This is a genomic window from Bacillus sp. PK5-006, from assembly GCF_054161415.1.
On sequence record NZ_CP096414.1, the window covers coordinates 764,482 to 785,009 of the forward strand.

Sequence of the window (20,528 nt, forward strand, 5' to 3'; positions counted from 1 at the left end):
TGACATATCTCGGGTAGCATGATATTCTACGTTAGTAAAAACATGAACATCACATAAAACAACATATTTTCTCTTATTAAGAGAGGTGGAGGGACGTGCCCTATGAAACCCGGCAACCGTCAGCATAGCTGAAATTGGTGCCAATTCACTCAAAGCCGCAGCGCTTTGAAAGATGAGAGAAAGGCGTAATTGACATAAAAGGCCTTTCTGCTTGCGTTGCAGTTAGGTCTTTTTTACTGACCTGGCGCCAGGCTAGAGTCATGACAGAAAGAAGAATAAATAACGTATGTGATGGAAACCTATAGATTCAGCAAGAAAGCAGGTGATCAGACTGTGATCCATTTACAAAATGTATCAAAAACGTATCATTCAAAAAGCGGAAATGTTGATGCCGTGAAAGACGTCAACTTGGATATTGATAAAGGTGAAATATTCGGAATTATCGGGTATAGCGGTGCAGGGAAAAGCTCGCTTATTCGCCTATTAAACGGTCTGGAGCTGCCAACAGAAGGAATTGTTGAAGTGGCCGGCAACCGGATCAATGAAGTATCGAATGCGAAACTTCGGAAAGCAAGACAAGAAATCAGCATGATCTTCCAGCACTTTAACTTGCTTTGGTCAAGAACGGTGAGACAAAACATTATGTTCCCGCTTGAGATCGCAGGTGTACCGACATCGAAACGAAGAGAGCGTGCGAATGAACTGATTAAATTGGTCGGTTTAGAAGGAAAAGAAAATGCATACCCGTCTCAGCTAAGCGGCGGGCAAAAACAGCGTGTCGGCATTGCGAGAGCATTAGCGAATGATCCAAAGGTTCTTCTATGTGACGAAGCGACATCTGCGCTAGATCCGCAAACGACTGATTCGATCCTTGAGCTTTTGGCGGATATCAATAAACGGTTAGGGCTCACGATTGTGCTCATTACACACGAAATGCACGTCATTCGCAAAATTTGTCATCGCGTCGCAGTCATGGAAAATGGACGCATTGTCGAAGAAGGCGAAGTATTACGCGTCTTCAGACAACCGAAGGAAGAAATGACGAAACGATTTGTGAAACAGCTTGCAGAACCAGAGGAAGCGAAAGAAACAATCGAGCACGTCTTAGAACGAGTAAAAGAAGGTCAGGTCGTACGGTTGTCCTTTATCGGAGATTCTGCCGAGCAGCCGCTGATCACTGAAATCATTCGATCCTTTAATGTCGATGTGAATATCCTTCAAGGGAAGATTTCTCAAACGCAGGAAGGCGCGTTTGGAACACTCTTTATCCACATTAATGGAGAAGAGACTGAGGTAGAAAAAGCCATCGCCTATATCCAAAGCAAACAGGTTGAAATCGAGGTGATGACACATGTTTGAGAAATGGTTTCCGAACGTTGATTTAGACGTCATCTGGAGTGCAACAGGTGAAACGGTGTATATGACACTGATTTCATTGGCATTTGCCTTTGCAATCGGGATTATCCTAGGACTCCTGCTCTTCCTTACAGGAAAAGGCGGTCTTTGGGAAAATAAACCGATCAATGCTGTCATCGGCGCTGTCGTCAACATTTTCAGATCGATTCCTTTTATCATTTTAATTATTCTATTACTAGGGTTCACGAAATTCTTAATGCATACGATTCTTGGCCCAAATGCAGCACTCCCTGCCCTTGTCATAGGATCAGCTCCATTCTATGCACGTCTTGTCGAAATTGCACTGCGTGAGGTAGACAAAGGGGTCATTGAAGCAGCACGATCAATGGGAGCAAAAACGTCAACAATCATTTTCAAAGTATTGCTGCCAGAATCATTGCCAGCCCTTATTTCAGGTATTACCGTAACAGCGATTGCTCTAATTGGCTCTACTGCGATTGCAGGTGCAATTGGAGCAGGCGGACTTGGTGACCTCGCCTATGTGGAAGGATACCAATCTGGTAATACAGATGTCACACTTGTAGCTACTGTGTTTATTCTGATCATCGTCTTTATTATTCAAATAATCGGTGATTTGATTACAAATAAAATTGATAAACGTTAAGGGAGGATTTATTGATGAAGAAATTGATTTTAAGTGCACTATTTCTAGCATTTGCAGGTATTTTAGCTGCGTGCGGTTCATCTAATAACGCAAGTGAAAGCAAAACCATTACGGTTGCCGCTTCAAAAACGCCGCATGCCGAAATTCTTGAAGAAGCAAAACCACTTCTAAAAGAAAAAGGCTACGATTTAAAAGTGAAAGTGCTTAGCGATTATAAAATGTACAACAAAGCGTTAGCTGAAAAAGAAGTGGATGCGAACTTTTTCCAACATATCCCTTACTTAAACGAAGAAAATAAATCAAACAAAGATTATAACCTAGTGAGTGCTGGTGCGGTTCACCTTGAGCCTTTCGGTATCTACTCTAAGAAATACAAATCCGTAAAAGATATTCCAAACGGCGGCACAATCATCATGACAAACAACGTAGCTGAGCAAGGCCGTATGCTTGCCCTGCTGCAAAATGCTGGTGTCATCAAGCTTGATCCAAAGGTTGATACAATTAACGCAACAGTAAAGAACATTAAAGAAAACCCAAAGAATCTAAAATTCAAAAAAATCGCGCCTGAATTAACTGCGAAAGCTTATGAAAACAGTGAAGGCGATGCTGTATTTATCAACGTCAACTATGCGATCCAAAATAAATTGAATCCGAAAAAAGATTCAATCGAACTTGAGCAAACAAAGAACAACCCATATGCAAACATCGTTGCGGTTCGCAAAGGTGACGAAAAATCAGATAAGATCAAGGCATTAATGGAAGTTCTTCACTCTGATAAAATCAAAGAATTCATCGACAAAAAATATGACGGTGCAGTATTGCCTGTATCTGAGTAACAACATTTCAACCTCGCTTCTACCAAAGCGAGGTTTTTTGTGTATTTTTTCAAATCTCGCTCATAATAAAAACGTACAAAAGACCTGAAGGGATGGAATCAAGATGAATGAACAGCATATGAGCGGATCCATGCAGCAATCACTGACTGATTATAAAACCGCAATGGGTGAATTCCAGAAGAAAATGCCGGTGTTTGGAAAGAAATTCAATGAATTTACGGAGCAGTGCTTCCAAAGCGATTCATTAACGCAAAAGGAAAAACAAATGATTGCCCTCGGTATCAGTATTCATGCGCAGGATGAATACTGCATGATTTATCATACAAAAGGAGCGCTCGATCAAGGGGCGACAGAAGAGAATTTGCTGGAGGTTGTCAGCGTGGCGGCAGCTTTTGGCGGCGGAGCAGCACTAAGCCAAGGAATCACTGTCGTTCAGCAATGTATTGATGAATTTGGAGGACAGACGCATTAAGGGAAGCAAAACACGGTATTTTTCCATCTCAGGGAGTTGAGCGCTTCTCATCCGTTTGTGTGAGAAAATATGCCAGCATAAGGTGTCATATCCCTTTTGAGTGAAGCCGCATACGTTTGCTACAATAAAGCTACACTCAAGGAAGGGAATGGTTTATTATTTCTTCGGACCATAGTACACTAGGATTGGATTATACCGCCGAGATGGAAAAGGCCATGCATCAAGCTCATGGCATGAGCTATGCAGAGTACGAAAGAGACCATGACTTAAGGATGAAAGTGGAATATAAACGAGAGCAGTCCTATCGAGATGAGAAAAGACAGCTCGCAAAAATGAATATACGAGGCTAATAATAGCTGAGGGGCGGGGAGAACAGTTTCCCGCCCTTTCTTTATGAAAACAGTCTTTTCGACATAAATCCTTTTATCTACCTGCTTTTTTTGTTAGAATTTTGAGAGCATCCTCTCACGCTTATCGTGAATGTGTTGTATTCAGTTTTAATTTGTTATAAAATTAGAATGAGAATAAATTGAGAATAATGATTATTTTGGAGGTATCGATATATGACTGCTTCGACATTAACAATTAAGGACTTGCACGTTGAGATTGAAGGGAAAGAAATCTTAAAGGGTGTAAACCTCGAGATAAAAGGTGGAGAATTCCACGCAGTAATGGGACCAAACGGAACAGGTAAATCTACTTTATCTGCTGCCATTATGGGTCACCCTAAATATGAAGTAACAAAAGGCAGCATCTTGCTTGATGGCGAAGATGTCCTTGAAATGGAAGTAGATGAGCGCGCTCAAGCTGGTCTTTTCCTTGCGATGCAATACCCATCTGAAATCAGCGGTGTTACAAATGCTGACTTCCTTCGTTCTGCAATTAACGCACGCAGAGAAGAAGGCGATGAAATCTCTCTTATGAAATTCATCCGCAAAATGGACGAAAACATGGAGTTCCTTGAAATGGACCCAGATATGGCACAGCGCTACTTAAACGAAGGTTTCTCAGGCGGGGAGAAAAAACGCAACGAAATTCTTCAATTAATGATGATTGAACCAAAGATCGCCATCCTTGACGAAATCGATTCTGGTCTTGATATCGATGCCTTGAAAGTTGTTTCTAAAGGAATTAACAAAATGCGCGGCGAAAGCTTCGGCTGCTTAATGATCACTCACTATCAGCGTCTACTGAACTACATCACACCAGATCACGTTCATGTCATGATGCAAGGCCGTATCGTGAAATCTGGCGGACCAGAACTCGCGCAGCGTCTAGAAGCAGAAGGCTATGATTGGATTAAAAAAGAGTTAGGAATTGAAGACGAAACTGTTGGTCAAGAAGCGTAAGCGTTAGGAGGATTATTGATGACATTAGAAACGAAATTATCAGTAGATCAAGATTATGTCAAAAGCTTCTCCGAGAAGCATCAGGAACCGGCATGGATGAGCTCCCTTCGCTTACAGGCTCTTGAAAAAGCAGAAGACCTCCCAATGCCAAAGCCTGACAAAACGAATATTTCAAAATGGAATTTAACGAATTTCAAACAGCATACAGTCGAAAGTGCGCCATTTGGATCATTAGAAGAGCTTCCAGAAGAAGTGAAATCTCTTATTGATTTAGAGGACACAGATAAGACAGTCTACATTCAGCGTGATCAAACGCCGGCCTATTTGTCTCTTTCAGCTGAAGCGAAAGACAAAGGTGTGATCTTTACTGATCTTCATACAGCGATCCGTGAGCATGGAGATTTAGTGAAACAATACTTCATGACAGATGCAGTGAAAGTGGATGAGCATAAACTTACAGCTTTACATGCTGCTTTAGTGAATGGCGGAGCTTTCCTCTATGTACCGAAAAACGTAGAGCTTGAAGCACCAATTCAAGCTGTTTATCTTCATGAAAATGACGAAACGACTTTGTTCAACCATGTCATCGTCGTAGCAGACGATCATAGTGCTGTGACATATGTAGAAAACTACATCAGTACAGCAAAACCGGAAGAAGCGATCTTCAATATCGTTTCTGAAGTGTTCACAGGCGCTAACGCCCGCGTCACATACGGTGCTGTAGATAACCTTGCAGAAGGAGTCACAGTATATGTAAACAGACGCGGTATGGCAAATGGCCGTGACAGTAAAATCGAATGGGCGCTTGGCCTGATGAATGATGGAGACGTCGTATCTGAAAACATCACAAAACTGATGGGCGACGGTACATTCGGTGATACGAAATCAGTTGTTGTCGGCCGAGGAAACCAAACAGAAAACTTCACAACAAGCATCATCCACTTCGGTAAAAACTCTGAAGGGTATATCTTGAAGCATGGTGTGATGAAGGATCAAGCATCTTCTATCTTTAACGGAATTGGTAAAATCGAGCATGGCGCAACAAAGTCAAATGCAGAACAGGAATCACGTGTCCTCATGCTGAGTGAGAAAGCACGCGGTGACGCAAACCCAATTCTTTTAATTGATGAAGATGATGTGACAGCAGGGCACGCCGCTTCTGTTGGACGTGTTGATCCAATTCAATTGTACTACCTCATGAGCCGCGGGATTTCCAAAGAAGATGCAGAAAGACTTGTGATTTATGGCTTCTTAAATCCAGTTGTGAAAGAACTGCCGATTGAAGGAGTTAAAAAGCAGCTGATTTCTGTGATTGAAAGGAAAGTAAAATAATGAATATCAAAGACGTTCGTGAGCAATTTCCAATCCTTCATCAGCAAGTGAACGGACATGATTTGGTGTATTTGGACAGTGCAGCGACTTCTCAAAAACCAAGAGTGGTCATTGATGCAATGAATGAGTATTACCGGTCTTACAACTCGAACGTCCACCGGGGTGTTCATACCCTTGGCACAAAAGCAACGGACGCATACGAGGGTGCGAGAGAGAAAGTTCGTGCATTCATCCGTGCTTCATCTGTCCAGGAGATTATTTTTACTAGAGGTACAACAACTGCACTAAACACAGTGGCGATCAGCTATGCTAGAGCAAACCTCAAAGAAGGCGATGAGATTGTCATTACGCATATGGAGCATCATGCGAATATCATCCCTTGGCAGCAAGCAGCAAAAGCAACTGGCGCCACATTGAAATACATTCCGTTACAGGAAGACGGCACGCTATCGCTTGAAGATGTGAAGCAAACGATCACACATCAAACGAAAATTGTCGCAGTCACACATGTCTCAAACGTATTAGGAACCATCAACCCGATTAAAGAGATCGCCAAAATTGCCCACGATCATGGGGCAATCATTGTCGTCGACGGTGCGCAAAGCACCCCACACATGCAAATTGATGTTCAGGATCTAGATTGTGACTTTTTCGCATTCTCTGGGCATAAAATGTGTGGACCGACTGGCATCGGTGTGCTTTACGGGAAGAAGGACCTTTTGAATAATATGGAGCCTGCTGAGTTTGGCGGTGAAATGATCGACTTTGTGGATCTATATGATTCTACATGGAAAGAGCTGCCGTGGAAATTTGAAGCGGGAACACCGATTATTGCTGGAGCAGTTGGACTAGGAAAAGCAATTGACTTCTTAAATGACATTGGTATGGAGGAAGTCAGCCGTTACGAGCATCAGCTTGCGACTTACGCGCTTGAGCGCTTTAAAGAGCTTGACGGTGCGACTGTTTATGGACCACAGCACCGAGCTGGGCTTGTGACGTTTAACTTAGACGACGTCCATCCGCATGATGCGTCAACTGTTCTGGATACGGAAGGTGTCGCCATTCGTGCTGGACACCACTGTGCACAGCCGCTCATGAAATGGCTTGGTGTATCAGCGACTGCAAGAGCAAGCTTCTATCTGTATAATACAGAAGAAGAGATTGATCTACTCATTGCAGCGCTCCGTAAGACAAAGGAGTATTTTACGAATGTCTTTTAATGTAAACTTAGATACACTGTACAGACAAGTGATTATGGATCATTATAAAAATCCGAGAAACAAAGGTGTACTAAACGACAGCATTGTCGTCGATATGAACAACCCAACGTGTGGTGACCGTATTCGTCTTACGATGAAAATCGAAGACGAAAAAGTCACGGATGCGAAATTTGAAGGAGAAGGATGCTCGATTTCGATGGCATCTGCCTCCATGATGACGCAGGCAATTAAAGGGAAAGATATTGAAACAGCTTTGAAAATGTCTCGGATTTTCTCCGATATGATGCAAGGAAAAGAATACGACGATTCCATTGATCTTGGTGACATTGAAGCGCTGCAGGGAGTTGCAAAATTCCCAGCCCGCATCAAATGTGCAACATTATCCTGGAAGGCGCTTGAAAAAGGCGCATCTGCCGAAGATAACGGCAAATCATAAGATTGGAGTGAAAATGGATGGCTAAAAAAATGCCAGATGTTGGTGAATATAAATACGGCTTTTCTGATAAAGACGTTTCCATTTTCCGTTCAGAGCGCGGACTGACAAAAGAGATCGTTGAAGAAATTTCTCGTATGAAAGAAGAGCCTCAGTGGATGCTCGACTTCCGTTTGAAATCTCTTGAGCACTTTTACAACATGCCGATGCCACAATGGGGCGGAGATTTAAATGCATTAAACTTTGATGAAATTACGTACTACGTAAAGCCATCTGAGCGCTCTGAGCGTTCTTGGGATGAAGTACCAGAAGAAATCAAACAAACCTTTGATAAACTTGGTATCCCAGAAGCAGAGCAAAAATATTTAGCTGGTGTATCTGCTCAGTATGAATCTGAAGTTGTGTATCACAACATGAAGCAAGACCTTGAAGATCTAGGAATTGTGTTTAAAGATACAGACAGCGCATTAAAAGAGAACGAAGACATCTTCCGTGAGCACTGGGCAAAAGTCATTCCTCCGACTGACAACAAATTTGCTGCGCTTAACTCGGCTGTATGGTCTGGTGGTTCATTTATCTACGTACCAAAAGGCGTAAAAGTAGATACTCCACTGCAAGCATACTTCCGTATCAACTCTGAAAACATGGGTCAGTTCGAACGTACACTGATCATCGTTGACGAAGGCGCACATGTGCATTACGTAGAAGGCTGTACAGCTCCAGTTTACACAACAAACTCACTTCACAGTGCGGTAGTTGAAATCATCGTCAAAAAAGGCGGCTACTGCCGTTATACAACGATTCAAAACTGGGCAAACAACGTCTTCAACCTTGTGACAAAACGTACAGTATGTGAAGAGAATGCAACAATGGAATGGATTGATGGAAACATCGGTTCTAAGCTGACAATGAAATATCCAGCGGTCATCCTAAAAGGTGAAGGCGCTCGTGGTATGACATTAAGTATTGCCCTAGCAGGTAAAGGTCAGCACCAAGATGCAGGTGCGAAAATGATTCACCTTGCACCAAACACATCTTCAACGATCGTATCGAAATCGATTTCCAAACAAGGCGGTAAAGTAACATACCGCGGAATCGTTCACTTCGGACGCAAAGCAGAAGGTGCACGCTCAAACATCGAGTGTGACACACTCATCATGGATAACAAATCAACATCTGATACAATCCCTTACAATGAAATCTTAAACGACAACATTTCATTAGAGCACGAAGCAAAAGTATCAAAAGTATCAGAAGAACAGCTATTCTACTTGATGAGCCGCGGAATTTCTGAAGAAGAAGCAACAGAAATGATCGTCATGGGCTTCATCGAGCCATTCACAAAAGAACTGCCAATGGAATACGCCGTTGAAATGAACCGCTTGATTAAGTTTGAGATGGAAGGCTCTATTGGTTAATAAAAAACATTGATACACAACGCTTTTTGAAGGCATTTAATTTCGAGTGATATCGTTATGATACCACTTGTTAATTAAATGCCTTTGTGGCGTTGTTTTTTAGTGAATGGAGAAAAGTATTCAGTGTGAATCCAACAAATGCCTCTTACTCACATGAATGAAGGAATTACAAAAATCTATCCCTCCAATAACATCATAATTATCATGAAAGTCATCTTATTTTTTTGGACTCATTTTCATTTGAGAGAGAATCCTTTAATCAAACTTTTTCTAAACGACGAACATAAATACTTGCAACATTCAAATTAGTACTGTATAGTTCTAATTATGACAAAGGCAAAATTGATGAATCAAAAACGTGTACTTGAAGTAGCTGCAACATTATTTTTGGAAAAAGGGTTTGCTTATACAAGTATGGATGAATTGGTACGTGTAAGCAAAGTATCAAAGTCGAATGTGTATTATCACTTTTCTAATAAGGAGGAATTATTAGAAGGGGTCGTTGATTATTGGATTGATATGTATCAAGCTGCAATAGACGACGTAATGTCTCAGACCCAATTTTCAGTTGAAGATCGTATCCAAATGTTTTTAAAGCAATTATCACAAGGCGTTCAGTCGAGAGAGTATCAGGGAGGCTGTCCATTTATTACTCTTTATATTCAAAGTCCTGCACAGGCCACGCAAATAAAAGAAAAAATAGGTCTTTTTTTCACAGGATTACAAAAGAAAGTTTCTCTATTACTGAAACAAGGGGTAGAGAACGGGGAATTCAGAGATACGATTCAGATTGATGAGGTGGCATCACTTTTTATTACAAATCTTGAAGGAGCGTTATTTATTTCAGAAACATTGAAGGATGCCACTGTCATCACAAAAACAGCAGATCATTTATTTAACTTGCTTCGATAAAGAAGCAATTTTTTTACATCAAATTAGTACTAGATAGTACTAAAAAGGAGATTTTATATGAAAACAGTATTTTTAACAGGTGGAACAGGCTTTATTGGAAAGCAATTAGTTGAAGAATTAGCCAAAGAGGATGTGAACATTCTTTTTTTAGTGAGGTCGAAAAGTAAAGCGACACGCATTTTTCAAGAAAGAGGTATTTTAAAAGAGTCAGTGATGCACTTTGTTGAAGGTGATTTGACGAAAATAGATTTAGGTCTAAGTGCTAAAGATATGGAGATGGTGTTGAAAACGGATGTGATGATTCACGCAGGAGGCCCTATGGATATTCAAGCGACAAGTAAAGAGGCAGCTTCCGTCTTTTTAAATGGCGCCAAATATATTGGTGAATTGGCTAAAAATACTCATCAATTGAAGGGCTTGCAGCATTTTATTCATGTTGTCGGTTATATGAGCCCCTTTGATGATGAAAATAGCAAGATTGCAATTGATGTGTTTAAAGAAGGAAATGATTACCTGAAAATAAAGAATCCTTACGAGAGAACAAAATTTTTAGCAGATCTTTATATCCGTCAACAAGCATCAGCTGTAGGTTATCCGCTGTCTGTCATTAATCCGCCAACTGTGGTCGGCAGTAGTAAAACAGGGAGTACAGAGCAGATAGCAGGATTAGGATTGCTTGTGACAAGTATGCGAAGAGGGCTTATGCCAGTGATTCCTGGAGGTAAAGGATATAGGCTGCCACTGATTTCAAACGATGAGTTTGCGAAGTTTATTGTGCAGGTTTTCAGGATGGAGCAGCCGGCTATTCAAACATATACACTTGTTGAAGACAAAGAGCATGATCAGAACATTGCTGAATTATTAAGTGTGATGTCGGAAAGTATGAATATGAGGGCACCAAAAATCTCTGTCCCAATGCCGTTTATGAAAGCAATGATGAAAAGTGGAGTAAGTAAAATAACAAACATTCCTTCTGATGGACTCAATTTTATGACAAAACGAACATTTTCAAATGCTTCAGTGAAAAAAATGATGGGGGAAGATTGGTTTAAGAAGACGAGTGTCATGAACTTTTTCCCTGCTGTAGTAGCTGATCTGGATTATCGCATGATGGATCAACATGGTGAGCATCATCATGCATTTGAGCGAACATTATGCGATAACAACACCCTTTACCAATTACAAGGAGAAGGGAAACCGTTTATTTTATTACATGGTTTATTGAGTGATGGAGAGGATTTATTCCCTTTAGCACAAGAGCTTCATGAAAAAACGGGTAAGCCTGTATGGATCTTGGATCTTCCAGGTTTGGGGCGTTCTCCATTTAAACGAGAGAAACATCTTCTAGATATCTATTTGAATGTAGTGAAAAAGGTATTGGAGAAAGCGGCTCATGGTGCACATCTAATTGGCCATTCATTCGGTGCGTTTATTCTATTGAAAGCTTTGGGACAAGGGTACATAGATAAGAAGTATTCAATCACTTTACTTCAGCCGCCTGTTGTTAAAAAAAATGCTAAATCGCTAAATGTTCCACAATGGATGAACAAATGGTCTTTAAAATTAGCAACTCCTAAAATGATAGAGCGTTATTTATTAAGTAATGGTTTGTTTGAAAGGACCGAGAGCATCCCTGAACATTATATTGAAAAAATCAGAAACAGCTTTACTTCTCCTAGAATTTTAAATACAACAGTTCAGCTTAACCATTTACTATTGAAAAACGATCACGGTGAATTCAATGAAGCAACAAAGCATAATCTTCATATGATTTGGGGGGAGTTTGACAGAGGCTATTCTGCTCCATCGCATCTAGGTAAAGTTGATGTTGTTCCATACGGCCATCATTTTCCTCTTAGCCATCCGAGTGAAACGGCAGCATTGGTTATAAAAAATAGTCTTACTAGCAGTTGAGAATGTGGGATAAATAAAGAATGTCGTAATTGTAATGAAATCGCAGTGCTTGTGATCCAGCCGATGCACACCAACTGAAAGATTTTATAGCACCCTAAAACGAAAAAGGTGATTTTTATTAAAAAAAGCACGATTTTTCGTTTTGGGTCTTTTTGATTAAATAGAGGTTAATTAGGTGCATAAAACTCCTCTAAGGTTTTCGTCATATCATCAGATGCAGATTGTAAGATCGCATCTTGTTCTAAAATCGCTGTTCCTTGTGCTCGGACAATATGAAATTGATGAAATCCCATCAAGTTTTGAAATATTTCTTTTAGGTAATGATGTGAAAATTCCAGAGGTGTATATCGATCGTTATTTGTGAAAATTGAGCCACTTGCTTGAAGCAAAAGTACACGATAATCATCTGTCATCAGACCAACTGAACCAACTTCTGTATATTTAAACGTTTCTCTCGCAATAAAGATATTATCTATATAATCTTTCATTCGTGAAGTCACATTGAAATTATGAACAGGTGACACGATCACAATTCGATGATGTGCTTTGAATTGAGCCAATAAAGCAGATGAAGCAGCAGCGATTTTTTCCTCGTCAGCCGTTAATGCTTGTTCGGATGCTTGCTTATCCCAAATTCCTAGCAGCTGTTCTTTTTCGATACGAGGAATTTCAGTTCCATATAAATGTAAAATGGTTGGTTCCTCATGAGGAAACCTTTCTTTAAATTGTGTTAAAAATAGTGTTTGCAGTTTGTTTGAATAGCTTTCTTGTTGAGTAAAATCTGGGTGCGCGTTAATGATTAATGTTTGCATATACATGCTCCTTTTCTTTTGATAAGCTGAGTATAAATGATAAAGGTGACAAAATAAGTCACCTTTTTAAGAGGGAAAACAAATGAAAAAATCAGAACGATTAAACCAAGAACTTATTTTTTTAAGCGATAAACACTCTTTTCAGTTAAAGGACTTACAATCCGAATTTGGCATTTCTAAAAGGACGGCTTTAAGAGATATAGAAGAGCTTGAGTCAATGGGCTTAGCTTTTTACGTTGAAAATGGCAGACATGGAGGATATCGACTGGTGAATCAATCTCCATTGGTTCCTATTTATTTCAATATAGAAGAAGTCCAAGCTATTTTTTTCGCTCTTAAAGCTCTAGATATAGTGTCAGCCACACCATTTAAAAAATCTTACTCACAAATTCGGCAAAAGTTGTTTGCCACAATGTCTGATGAGAAAAAGCAAATGATTACGGAGACTTTAGATGTGATTCATTACTATAATGTCGCACCAGTTAGTGAACAAAATCATTTGGAATTGATTTTACAGGCAATGATGAAAGATCAAATCGTGAAGATGACGTACACTCAATATGAAAATAAATGGATCAGGCTGCAATTTCTTGAGTTGTTTTATCGAAATGGCATTTGGTTTTCTCAAGCATATGATGTTCAAAATAAAAAGTGGGGCATCTATAGATGTGACTTTATGAAGGACATGGTGATTGAAGAAGAAATCAGAGACACGTTTACAAAGGAAGAATTAAAAGAACTGCAGCTCGAATACGAAAAAACTTATCATGATATCTCATTTAAATGTCGATTAACGGAACAAGGAAAAGAAAAGTTTTTGAAGCATCATTACCCAAATATGAGATTGGAGATCATTGATCAGATTCCTTATATTATGGGTGGATACAACCAAGAAGAATTATCGTATATGACTCACTATTTGATGTCATTTGGGAAACATGTGAAAATTGAATACCCAGATGAATTGAAAGAAAGTTATTTGAATCAATTGCGAGAAGTGATTAACAAGTATTGAATCAAAAAAATGAATATACTACAGAAAAGGCGAACCACTAAAGTTCGCCTTTTCCCACTCTTTTTAACTCCTATTATTTCAGTTACTTCGCCACATCCATTGTATTTGTTTTCGGTTGATCATCAACCTTCCCATATGTCAGCTGACGCCAAATAAACTCCATCGGACCATATTTAAACCGCTTTAACCATAATGTACTAAAAAGCACGAGGAAGACATAAACCCCGATTCCAATTATGAACGTACCAGCAGGCTGAAGATGATCGGCAAGTCCGGCTCCGTATTTCAGAAATAGCATTGTGCCAATGATGGAGTGAAGCAAATAACAGGTCAGTGACATCCGTCCGACTTTGGTAAAGACCATCAAAGCACCTCGCAGCTGAGGGACGTGAAGAAACAGCATCGCAAGTGTACTCATATAAAACATACTGCCTGTTAATCCGCCGTTTTGTTCAAGGGCAGAGGCTATGTTCATCCACAGTGTATTTTCAAAAGGATTGACCGCTGTTATGATCGTACTGCCTTGGGTGATGAGAAAAGCGATGGCAAAAATGACCCAAATGCGATTCCAAATCGCTTTTTTCGCCTCCATGTTTTTGAAAAACTCCATTTTCACAAAATACACACCGAGTAAAAACATGAAAAACATAGAATAGACAGTAGAAAAAGAACCGGAAGCCATTGTGACCATATCTGTCCACCGATCACTAATTGATGCTAAATAAGTCAGACTGTTGTGGCTGGTCAGCTCGAAATCAGCAAAGTCCGGCTTGCCTGATGATCCTGAACTGATAGTACTTAGCAGCATCGTGAAAAAAGGTGTGAGCAATTGAATCACAAAGAGTGTGATCAACCAGTATCCGATGGTTTTGGCTGTGCGTTTGTAAAAGAAAAGCAATAAAAAGCCAGCGACTGCATAATAGGCCAAAATATCACCAATCCAAACAAAAGTTAAATGCAGAAGGCCAAATCCTAAGAGAATGGTTAATCTGCGGGCAAACAGCTTGTTCGGACTGTCCACCTTCTGAGCAGCTCGATCCATAAAAATCATAAAACCAACCCCGAATAGGAAGGAGAACAACGTAATGAATTTCCCCGAGGCAAACCAATTGACCACATTGTGAAAGACATCATTTGACTGCATGTCAAATCCCTTGGCCGAATCCACGATCAAAAAGTAATTGACTAGAATAATCCCCATTAAGGCGAACCCTCGTACAATGTCCAAGAAATGAACCCGTTCCCGCAGACTCATCGGTTGTCCGTGTGCTACTTTGTTTGCATTCATATCCATGCTCCTTTTCTTGTTATGATAATGTGATTCGGATCAATTCATCGATCCTTACAATGAATCAATATACGGCCCAATTCTTAACAATTTATGAAGATCCAATTTTTTGAAAATAAATGTGACAAATTGATGGAGAACTGTCAATTTCATAAACTGTTAAGATTTATGCTGTATCTTTTCACATAGCTAGATGATATATAGTAAAGACATAAGAAAGTACATCACGTATCATGAGGTGAGAGAGACATGACCCATCGAATATTAGTCGTAGAAGATGATCAGGATATTGGTGACCTTCTGCAGGAATCCCTTTCACGTGCAGGATATGAGGTGCTAAGAGCGATGAATGGCGAGCAAGCATTGAAATTTGTGGACGATTCGCTCGATTTGGTGATTTTGGATGTGATGATGCCGGGGCTCTCAGGCATCGAAACGTGCCAGCAGATAAGAGCCTCTTCTAATGTCCCGATTCTATTTCTAACAGCCAAATCAAGTACATTCGATAAAACCGAAGGCTTACTTGCCGGCGGGGATGATTATATGACAAAACCTTTTTCACAAGAGGAGCTTCATGCTAGAGTGATTGCACAATTACGCAGGTATACTGTCTATCAGGAAAAGAAGGAACAGGAAGAGACCTTTCTTATTGGGGGCAAACTGAAGGTAAGTGAAGAATTTAATGAAGTATGGAAAGAAAACCAGCAAATTAAGCTGTCTGATCTAGAATATCGGATGTTAAAACTGCTTATGAGCAGGCGAAACAAAATCTTTTCAGCCCAAAATATTTATGAAAGCGTGTGGGGACAGCCTTATTTCTATTGTTCCAACAATACGGTGATGGTGCATATTCGAAAGCTGCGTGCCAAAATTGAGGATGATCCTGCGCGTCCTATATATATCAAAACTGAATGGGGAAGAGGATATCGATTTGGCACATCCACATCGTAAATATACACTGGCCAAAAAGCTTGCACTGCTGATTTTGGCGGCTGCAATTGTGAGTGGTATTGTCTTTTTGACGCTGCAAAAGATCACCAATGATTTGATCGATGGATATTTGAGTTCGGACGAGTATTACGATCAGGAGTCAGCCAAGTACATTCAAAAATTCAGCCGCTATGTGTCTGAGAATGAGCTGTCTTCAACGGATCGAAAAGCGTTTGGCGAGTGGGTGAAAAAAGAGAATTACATTAATTTGACTATCTTCAAGGATCAAGTGTTGCAATATGACTCTATTTATTCCGCTGCCGATGAATCGGCGTACGGAAAAGAAAGGATGACTCAGTACGCTGAGCAACATTCGTTTCCTGTTCAGTTTAGCGACGGTGAAGGTCGGGTCATGGTGGATGGTTTCTATTCGTCTCGTTACCACGATCTTGCGTTTACACTCGAGCTGCTCGGGGCGACGCTTATATTTCTTCTCATTGTTCTTCTCGGTATTCGCAAAAGTTTGCGCTACCTGCAAACGATTCATCAAGAGATTCATATACTTGAAGGCGGTGAGCTGGACTATGAGATGACGGTAAAAGGGCATGATGAATTAGCGATGATTGCCAAAAGTATTGAGGATCTGCGAAAAGCCTTTTTGGACAAGCTTCAAGCCATTGATGAGCTGCAAGATGAGAGCCGCAGCTTGGTTACTGAAATGTCACACGATATGAGGACACCGCTGACGTCGCTGATGATGAATTTGGAGTTTGCGAAAAAAGAGGAGGCTGGAGCGGATACCCGTAAGGATCAATATATAGCAAGTGCTTATGAAAAAGCACTGCAATTGAAAAATCTATCTGATAATCTGTTCGCCTATTTTCTACTTGATAAAGAACATGAACCTGAGCTTGAGACAGTTGCAGTCAAAGAGGTCATTTACGATCTCTTATCAGATCAGGTGGCGATTTTGCAGCAAGAGACATTTAAGGTTCATCTTTTAGGGGAGCTGCCAGACAGCTATATCAATGTGAATGTCGAGGAGCTTGGCCGAGTGTTTGATAATCTGATGTCGAACATACTGAAATACGCTGACCCGAAAAAAGATATCAATCTCACGTTTCTATCCGATCAAGAAATTTTTGAGATCCATATCAGCAATGCGATAAACGAGACAAATGACACCCAGGAAAGCACTGGACTTGGTGAACGAAGCATAAAACGAATGATGTCCCGCATGCACGGGCAGTTTGAAAGGATGGAAAAGAACGGCGTTTACTACATCGTGCTGCGTTTCTGGCATATTAAAATATAGCTGACAAATGAATAACATGGAATGGAGAGACAATCTAATGAAACGATTCAACAACTTCCAAAAGATACCGGATCTCTTGCAAGGTCTACTGAATATTTGTTTATTCTTTCTGGCCATTGCTTTAAGCGTCCTCTTAATTAGTGAAACTTGGTATATTGTCCAATTCGTTTACAAGAATTTGCTCAGCAAAGAAGACAGTTATTATGAAATGCTTGGTGAGTTGCTGATCTTCTTTATGTACTTTGAGTTTATTGCCTTAATTATTAAGTACTTTAAATCAAACTTTCATTTTCCACTTCGCTATTTTATTTATATTGGCATCACAGCCGTCATCCGTTTGATTATTATCGATCATAAGGAGGCTGTATCGACCTTCTGGTGGGCGCTGACCATTTTAGCCATGACCGTTGCTCTCTTTATCGCTAGTAAACGACATGCGGTTCAGGAGCATGAAGAAGTGAAGTGAGGGAAAAAGACGAACGATGACCGTTCGTCTATTTTTTTATATGTTGATTCATGAAACGCCTTGTGACGTACCTGTAACAAGTGCCTTTATGTGTGATGACAAACAACATGTTTCTGGCTTATTTACTTTCTGGCACGTACACATATACAATTTTCATAGTGTTTGTTCAGCAAAGGAATTGGAGGAAGAACATGATTAAATTAATTATTACGGATTTAGACGGCACTTTTTTAAATCGCCAAGGATCATTTGATCAAGCTTTATTTCAGAAAATAAAAGCATTAATGGAAGAGAAAAATGTAGCGTTCGCTCCTTGTACGGGAAAGCAGTGTGAACGAGTGGAGGCATTGTTTGGTGAGCATGCAAAGGATTTTTGGATTTTAGGGGATAGCGCAACGCGGATTAAAAAGAATGGACAATTTGTTTATGAATCTTTAATAAAAAATGGTCTGGGTTTATCGATCATCCATAAGCTGGAGGAGATAAGTAAAGTGCAGACGATCATTGCATGTACGAAAGATGGTGCAGTGGTCAATGAGCATTTATCTGAGAGTGAAATGAGATTTGTGACGGGCTCTTATACAAATGTCCTCAAGGTTTCAAACTTTGCAGACATACAAGATGACTTTGTGAAAATCACCGTTCATGATCCTGAGGCAAATTGCGTACAGACGAGAGAAATGTTAAGTGAATTCTTTGAACAAGTATATGTTGTCGCTTCAGAAGATACGTGGATTGATATTTCCAATATTGGTGTTCATAAAGGAACCACCGTGAAGCAGCTGCAGAACATTTTGGGTGTAACAGAAGAGGAAACGATGGTATTTGGTGATGGACGTAATGATCTAGAACTGATGGAATCCGCTCAATACAGCTTTGCTGTAAGAAATGCCGTCCAAGAGGTAAAAGATGCTGCGCATTTTATTACGCTCTCAAATGAAGAGAGCGGGGTCATGCATACGATTCAAAAAATCCTAAGCTTGCAGCCTTAACCGCTCTCTGCCAAGAAGACGAACTTGCCCAGTTCGCGAGATGAACACTCAGTCGTTATCTGTCTATTAATGAATGGTTTAGGATCAGAAAGACAATGGATTGGCGTGCAACTAAAAAGGAGTATATGAGTAGCAATAAAGAAACAGTTGTTTATTCATGAATAACTGTTTTTTTTTATTGAGTGACCTATCTTGGTCCAAAAAAAGAGAAGTTGATGGCTACTTTTTTATTGCACCTGAATTCGGCTATCAATCAGACACTGCAAAGGCCAGATTAAATTCCTTTTACGACCGTTCAAGTATGGAAAATTCGTTCTGTCTGCCATGACAAAAGGAAAGCTGATGGGGTATTCTGAAGCCGTACGTTTTCATTATTCAGCATGGGCAGTCGAGCAGGATCCACTTTTATTGACAGCCATCACCGTCAATTTATTACTTGCCTTGACCCCGTCTGCACCTAAAAAACAACTTGCAAAGATAGATCAGCCATATGCGATGTTAGTAGGCAACGAGGATGAACTATTTGATATTGAAAAATTCCCTGCCTATCAAGCTGCCGCATGAAGAGATCAAGCAGCAATCAGTCTATCAAGTGCTGGGTGGCCATACCCATTTGTCAGTTTTACTAGAAGCAGGAAAACAGATTGGCAGGACCATCCAGATGTGGAATCCTTCTATTTAGTATGAACAATTAGTCAATACTCTCCCATTTAATTAAAAATTTACATTGACACCATCCTTTTCTATGATAAAATCATAATGTGATAATGAGAATCGTTATCAAACGATATGACTACATATAGAATGGATAGGTGAGGTACATGTTCAAGAAATCTTTTTGGTCGCTATTAGTTGTGCTCTCCATCGTTTTACTTGCAGCTTGCGGCAGCAATAGCAGTAACGGCAAGTCAGATAGTAAAGAGAAAACAAGAACCGTTGAAAGCGCTATCGGTTCAACTGAAATTAAAGGATCGCCTAAACGTGTGGTGACACTGTACCAAGGAGCAACGGATGCAGCAGTCGCTATGGGCATTAAACCAGTAGGTGTTGTTGAATCATGGCTTGAAGCACCTACGTATAAATATTTAAGAAATGACTTAAAGGATGTTAAAATTGTTGGGCAGGAAACACAGCCAAACTTAGAGGAAATTGAAAAGCTCAAGCCTGATTTGATCATTGCATCGAAAATCCGTCACGAGCAAATTTTTGATCAGCTGAAAGAAATCGCTCCAACTGTTGCAACTGAAACTGTGTTCACATTTAAAGATACAGTGAAGTTGATGGGTGAAGCGTTAAACCAGGAAGACAAATCAAAAGAATTGCTGACAAAGTGGGATGACCGCGTCGCTGATTTCAAAGAAAAAGCGAAAAAAGACATCAAAAACTGGCCGATGAGTGTATCTGTGGTGAACTTCCGTGCAGATCATGCTAGAATCTATCAAACTGGTTTCGCAGGATCCATTTTAACAGAGCTAGGCTTTGAAGGACCTAAGAATGTCAAAGATAAAAAGCAAGACATCATTACACTGACAGACAAAGAGAGCATTCCGCAAATGGATGCAGATGTGATCTATTACTTTATGGATGAAAAGGATAAAGCAGTTGAAAAAGCATATAAAGAGTGGACGAGTCATCCTTTATGGAAGCAGCTTGACGCAGTGAAAGCGAAACAGGTGCATAAAGTAGATGAAATTACTTGGAACATGGGCGGCGGTATTATCGCTGCAAACATGATGCTTGATGATATTTACGATCGTTTAGGAATTGATAAATAAGTCGTAACAGAGGAGAAAATGTGAATATA

21 protein-coding genes and 1 riboswitch are annotated in these 20,528 nt (G+C 40.2%); of the genes, 19 read left to right on the forward strand and 2 right to left on the reverse strand.

The window, feature by feature from the left end; genetic code table 11:
• Nucleotides 1-70 precede the first annotated feature (70 nt).
• Nucleotides 71-179: riboswitch (SAM riboswitch) on the forward strand.
• Between the two features lie 154 nt (nucleotides 180-333).
• The 12 genes from M1D84_RS03800 to M1D84_RS03855 all read left to right on the forward strand — a co-directional run bounded on the left by M1D84_RS03800 (nucleotide 334) and on the right by M1D84_RS03855 (nucleotide 11,906).
• Nucleotides 334-1,359 carry a methionine ABC transporter ATP-binding protein gene (locus M1D84_RS03800; protein ID WP_024423402.1) on the forward strand — a complete coding sequence of 342 codons (1,026 nt, stop codon included), beginning with the start codon at nucleotides 334-336 and terminating at the stop codon, nucleotides 1,357-1,359.
• Entirely contained in the window at nucleotides 1,352-2,020 is a 669-nt protein-coding gene (locus M1D84_RS03805; RefSeq protein ID WP_024423401.1) for a methionine ABC transporter permease, read from the forward strand. Before M1D84_RS03800 ends, M1D84_RS03805 begins: the two co-directional genes overlap by 8 nt.
• A gap of 14 nt (nucleotides 2,021-2,034) precedes the next feature.
• Complete coding sequence (gene metQ, locus M1D84_RS03810; RefSeq protein WP_024423400.1) at nucleotides 2,035-2,856, forward strand: methionine ABC transporter substrate-binding lipoprotein MetQ; 822 nt, start codon at nucleotides 2,035-2,037, stop codon at nucleotides 2,854-2,856.
• 103 nt (nucleotides 2,857-2,959) lie between these two features.
• Nucleotides 2,960-3,328, forward strand: a complete 369-nt coding sequence (locus M1D84_RS03815) for a carboxymuconolactone decarboxylase family protein (protein WP_003212803.1) — start codon at nucleotides 2,960-2,962, stop codon at nucleotides 3,326-3,328.
• A gap of 215 nt (nucleotides 3,329-3,543) precedes the next feature.
• Nucleotides 3,544-3,678 (forward strand): hypothetical protein, encoded by a 135-nt coding sequence (locus tag M1D84_RS03820; protein ID WP_254965641.1) that lies wholly within the window; start codon nucleotides 3,544-3,546, stop codon nucleotides 3,676-3,678.
• A 213-nt stretch (nucleotides 3,679-3,891) separates the two neighbouring features.
• Nucleotides 3,892-4,677 carry a Fe-S cluster assembly ATPase SufC gene (sufC, locus tag M1D84_RS03825; protein ID WP_007500355.1) on the forward strand — a complete coding sequence of 262 codons (786 nt, stop codon included), beginning with the start codon at nucleotides 3,892-3,894 and terminating at the stop codon, nucleotides 4,675-4,677.
• Nucleotides 4,678-4,695: 18 nt separating this feature from the next.
• Nucleotides 4,696-6,009: a Fe-S cluster assembly protein SufD gene (gene sufD, locus M1D84_RS03830; RefSeq protein WP_024423399.1), complete on the forward strand. Its 1,314-nt coding sequence runs from the start codon at nucleotides 4,696-4,698 to the stop codon at nucleotides 6,007-6,009.
• On the forward strand, nucleotides 6,009-7,229 hold the full coding sequence (locus tag M1D84_RS03835; protein ID WP_025094139.1) for a cysteine desulfurase: 1,221 nt from the start codon (nucleotides 6,009-6,011) through the stop codon (nucleotides 7,227-7,229). The genes sufD and M1D84_RS03835 overlap by 1 nt, the downstream gene beginning before the upstream one ends.
• Entirely contained in the window at nucleotides 7,219-7,665 is a 447-nt protein-coding gene (sufU, locus tag M1D84_RS03840) for a Fe-S cluster assembly sulfur transfer protein SufU (RefSeq protein ID WP_039181277.1), read from the forward strand. Before M1D84_RS03835 ends, sufU begins: the two co-directional genes overlap by 11 nt.
• 17 nt (nucleotides 7,666-7,682) lie before the next feature.
• Entirely contained in the window at nucleotides 7,683-9,080 is a 1,398-nt protein-coding gene (gene sufB, locus M1D84_RS03845; RefSeq protein ID WP_007500362.1) for a Fe-S cluster assembly protein SufB, read from the forward strand.
• 345 nt (nucleotides 9,081-9,425) lie between these two features.
• Entirely contained in the window at nucleotides 9,426-9,992 is a 567-nt protein-coding gene (locus M1D84_RS03850) for a TetR/AcrR family transcriptional regulator (RefSeq protein WP_041115746.1), read from the forward strand.
• A 57-nt stretch (nucleotides 9,993-10,049) separates the two neighbouring features.
• Nucleotides 10,050-11,906, forward strand: a complete 1,857-nt coding sequence (locus M1D84_RS03855) for an alpha/beta fold hydrolase (protein WP_458106409.1) — start codon at nucleotides 10,050-10,052, stop codon at nucleotides 11,904-11,906.
• 167 nt (nucleotides 11,907-12,073) lie between these two features.
• Here M1D84_RS03855 and M1D84_RS03860 read toward each other — a convergent pair whose 3' ends face one another.
• A complete protein-coding gene (locus tag M1D84_RS03860; RefSeq protein ID WP_458106410.1) occupies nucleotides 12,074-12,718 on the reverse strand; it encodes an FMN-dependent NADH-azoreductase in 645 nt (214 codons plus the stop codon).
• Between the two features lie 82 nt (nucleotides 12,719-12,800).
• Here M1D84_RS03860 and M1D84_RS03865 point away from each other — a divergent pair, with 82 nt between their 5' ends.
• A complete protein-coding gene (locus M1D84_RS03865; RefSeq protein WP_458106411.1) occupies nucleotides 12,801-13,733 on the forward strand; it encodes a helix-turn-helix transcriptional regulator in 933 nt (310 codons plus the stop codon).
• Between the two features lie 82 nt (nucleotides 13,734-13,815).
• Here M1D84_RS03865 and M1D84_RS03870 read toward each other — a convergent pair whose 3' ends face one another.
• Nucleotides 13,816-15,021, reverse strand: a complete 1,206-nt coding sequence (locus M1D84_RS03870) for a DUF418 domain-containing protein (RefSeq protein ID WP_458106412.1) — start codon at nucleotides 15,019-15,021, stop codon at nucleotides 13,816-13,818.
• Nucleotides 15,022-15,270: 249 nt separating this feature from the next.
• Here M1D84_RS03870 and M1D84_RS03875 point away from each other — a divergent pair, with 249 nt between their 5' ends.
• The 6 genes from M1D84_RS03875 to M1D84_RS03900 all read left to right on the forward strand — a co-directional run bounded on the left by M1D84_RS03875 (nucleotide 15,271) and on the right by M1D84_RS03900 (nucleotide 20,499).
• Nucleotides 15,271-15,972, forward strand: coding sequence for a response regulator transcription factor (locus M1D84_RS03875; protein ID WP_458106413.1), 702 nt, complete (start codon nucleotides 15,271-15,273; stop codon nucleotides 15,970-15,972).
• Nucleotides 15,953-17,266, forward strand: coding sequence for a HAMP domain-containing sensor histidine kinase (locus tag M1D84_RS03880; RefSeq protein ID WP_458106414.1), 1,314 nt, complete (start codon nucleotides 15,953-15,955; stop codon nucleotides 17,264-17,266). Before M1D84_RS03875 ends, M1D84_RS03880 begins: the two co-directional genes overlap by 20 nt.
• A gap of 37 nt (nucleotides 17,267-17,303) precedes the next feature.
• On the forward strand, nucleotides 17,304-17,732 hold the full coding sequence (gene psiE, locus M1D84_RS03885) for a phosphate-starvation-inducible protein PsiE (RefSeq protein WP_458106415.1): 429 nt from the start codon (nucleotides 17,304-17,306) through the stop codon (nucleotides 17,730-17,732).
• Between the two features lie 191 nt (nucleotides 17,733-17,923).
• Entirely contained in the window at nucleotides 17,924-18,724 is an 801-nt protein-coding gene (locus tag M1D84_RS03890) for an HAD family hydrolase (protein WP_024423384.1), read from the forward strand.
• Between the two features lie 342 nt (nucleotides 18,725-19,066).
• A complete protein-coding gene (locus M1D84_RS03895) occupies nucleotides 19,067-19,288 on the forward strand; it encodes a hypothetical protein (protein WP_249366029.1) in 222 nt (73 codons plus the stop codon).
• 257 nt (nucleotides 19,289-19,545) lie between these two features.
• Nucleotides 19,546-20,499: an ABC transporter substrate-binding protein gene (locus tag M1D84_RS03900; RefSeq protein WP_024423382.1), complete on the forward strand. Its 954-nt coding sequence runs from the start codon at nucleotides 19,546-19,548 to the stop codon at nucleotides 20,497-20,499.
• The last annotated feature ends 29 nt before the right edge of the window (nucleotides 20,500-20,528 follow it).

Excerpts from the sequence above, each read along its gene's own strand:
- sufC (WP_007500355.1), top strand. The coding sequence starts at position 3,892 with ATGACTGCTTCGACATTAACAATTAAGGACTTGCACGTTGAGATTGAA.
- M1D84_RS03900 (WP_024423382.1), top strand. The coding sequence starts at position 19,546 with ATGTTCAAGAAATCTTTTTGGTCGCTATTAGTTGTGCTCTCCATCGTT.
- metQ (WP_024423400.1), top strand. The coding sequence starts at position 2,035 with ATGAAGAAATTGATTTTAAGTGCACTATTTCTAGCATTTGCAGGTATT.
- M1D84_RS03815 (WP_003212803.1), top strand. The coding sequence starts at position 2,960 with ATGAATGAACAGCATATGAGCGGATCCATGCAGCAATCACTGACTGAT.
- M1D84_RS03870 (WP_458106412.1), bottom strand. The coding sequence starts at position 15,021 with ATGAATGCAAACAAAGTAGCACACGGACAACCGATGAGTCTGCGGGAA.
- psiE (WP_458106415.1), top strand. The coding sequence starts at position 17,304 with ATGAAACGATTCAACAACTTCCAAAAGATACCGGATCTCTTGCAAGGT.
- M1D84_RS03875 (WP_458106413.1), top strand. The coding sequence starts at position 15,271 with ATGACCCATCGAATATTAGTCGTAGAAGATGATCAGGATATTGGTGAC.
- M1D84_RS03855 (WP_458106409.1), top strand. The coding sequence starts at position 10,050 with ATGAAAACAGTATTTTTAACAGGTGGAACAGGCTTTATTGGAAAGCAA.
- M1D84_RS03895 (WP_249366029.1), top strand. The coding sequence starts at position 19,067 with ATGGGGTATTCTGAAGCCGTACGTTTTCATTATTCAGCATGGGCAGTC.
- sufD (WP_024423399.1), top strand. The coding sequence starts at position 4,696 with ATGACATTAGAAACGAAATTATCAGTAGATCAAGATTATGTCAAAAGC.
- sufB (WP_007500362.1), top strand. The coding sequence starts at position 7,683 with ATGGCTAAAAAAATGCCAGATGTTGGTGAATATAAATACGGCTTTTCT.
- M1D84_RS03890 (WP_024423384.1), top strand. The coding sequence starts at position 17,924 with ATGATTAAATTAATTATTACGGATTTAGACGGCACTTTTTTAAATCGC.
- M1D84_RS03805 (WP_024423401.1), top strand. The coding sequence starts at position 1,352 with ATGTTTGAGAAATGGTTTCCGAACGTTGATTTAGACGTCATCTGGAGT.
- M1D84_RS03835 (WP_025094139.1), top strand. The coding sequence starts at position 6,009 with ATGAATATCAAAGACGTTCGTGAGCAATTTCCAATCCTTCATCAGCAA.
- sufU (WP_039181277.1), top strand. The coding sequence starts at position 7,219 with ATGTCTTTTAATGTAAACTTAGATACACTGTACAGACAAGTGATTATG.
- M1D84_RS03860 (WP_458106410.1), bottom strand. The coding sequence starts at position 12,718 with ATGCAAACATTAATCATTAACGCGCACCCAGATTTTACTCAACAAGAA.
- M1D84_RS03820 (WP_254965641.1), top strand. The coding sequence starts at position 3,544 with ATGCATCAAGCTCATGGCATGAGCTATGCAGAGTACGAAAGAGACCAT.
- M1D84_RS03850 (WP_041115746.1), top strand. The coding sequence starts at position 9,426 with ATGAATCAAAAACGTGTACTTGAAGTAGCTGCAACATTATTTTTGGAA.
- M1D84_RS03865 (WP_458106411.1), top strand. The coding sequence starts at position 12,801 with ATGAAAAAATCAGAACGATTAAACCAAGAACTTATTTTTTTAAGCGAT.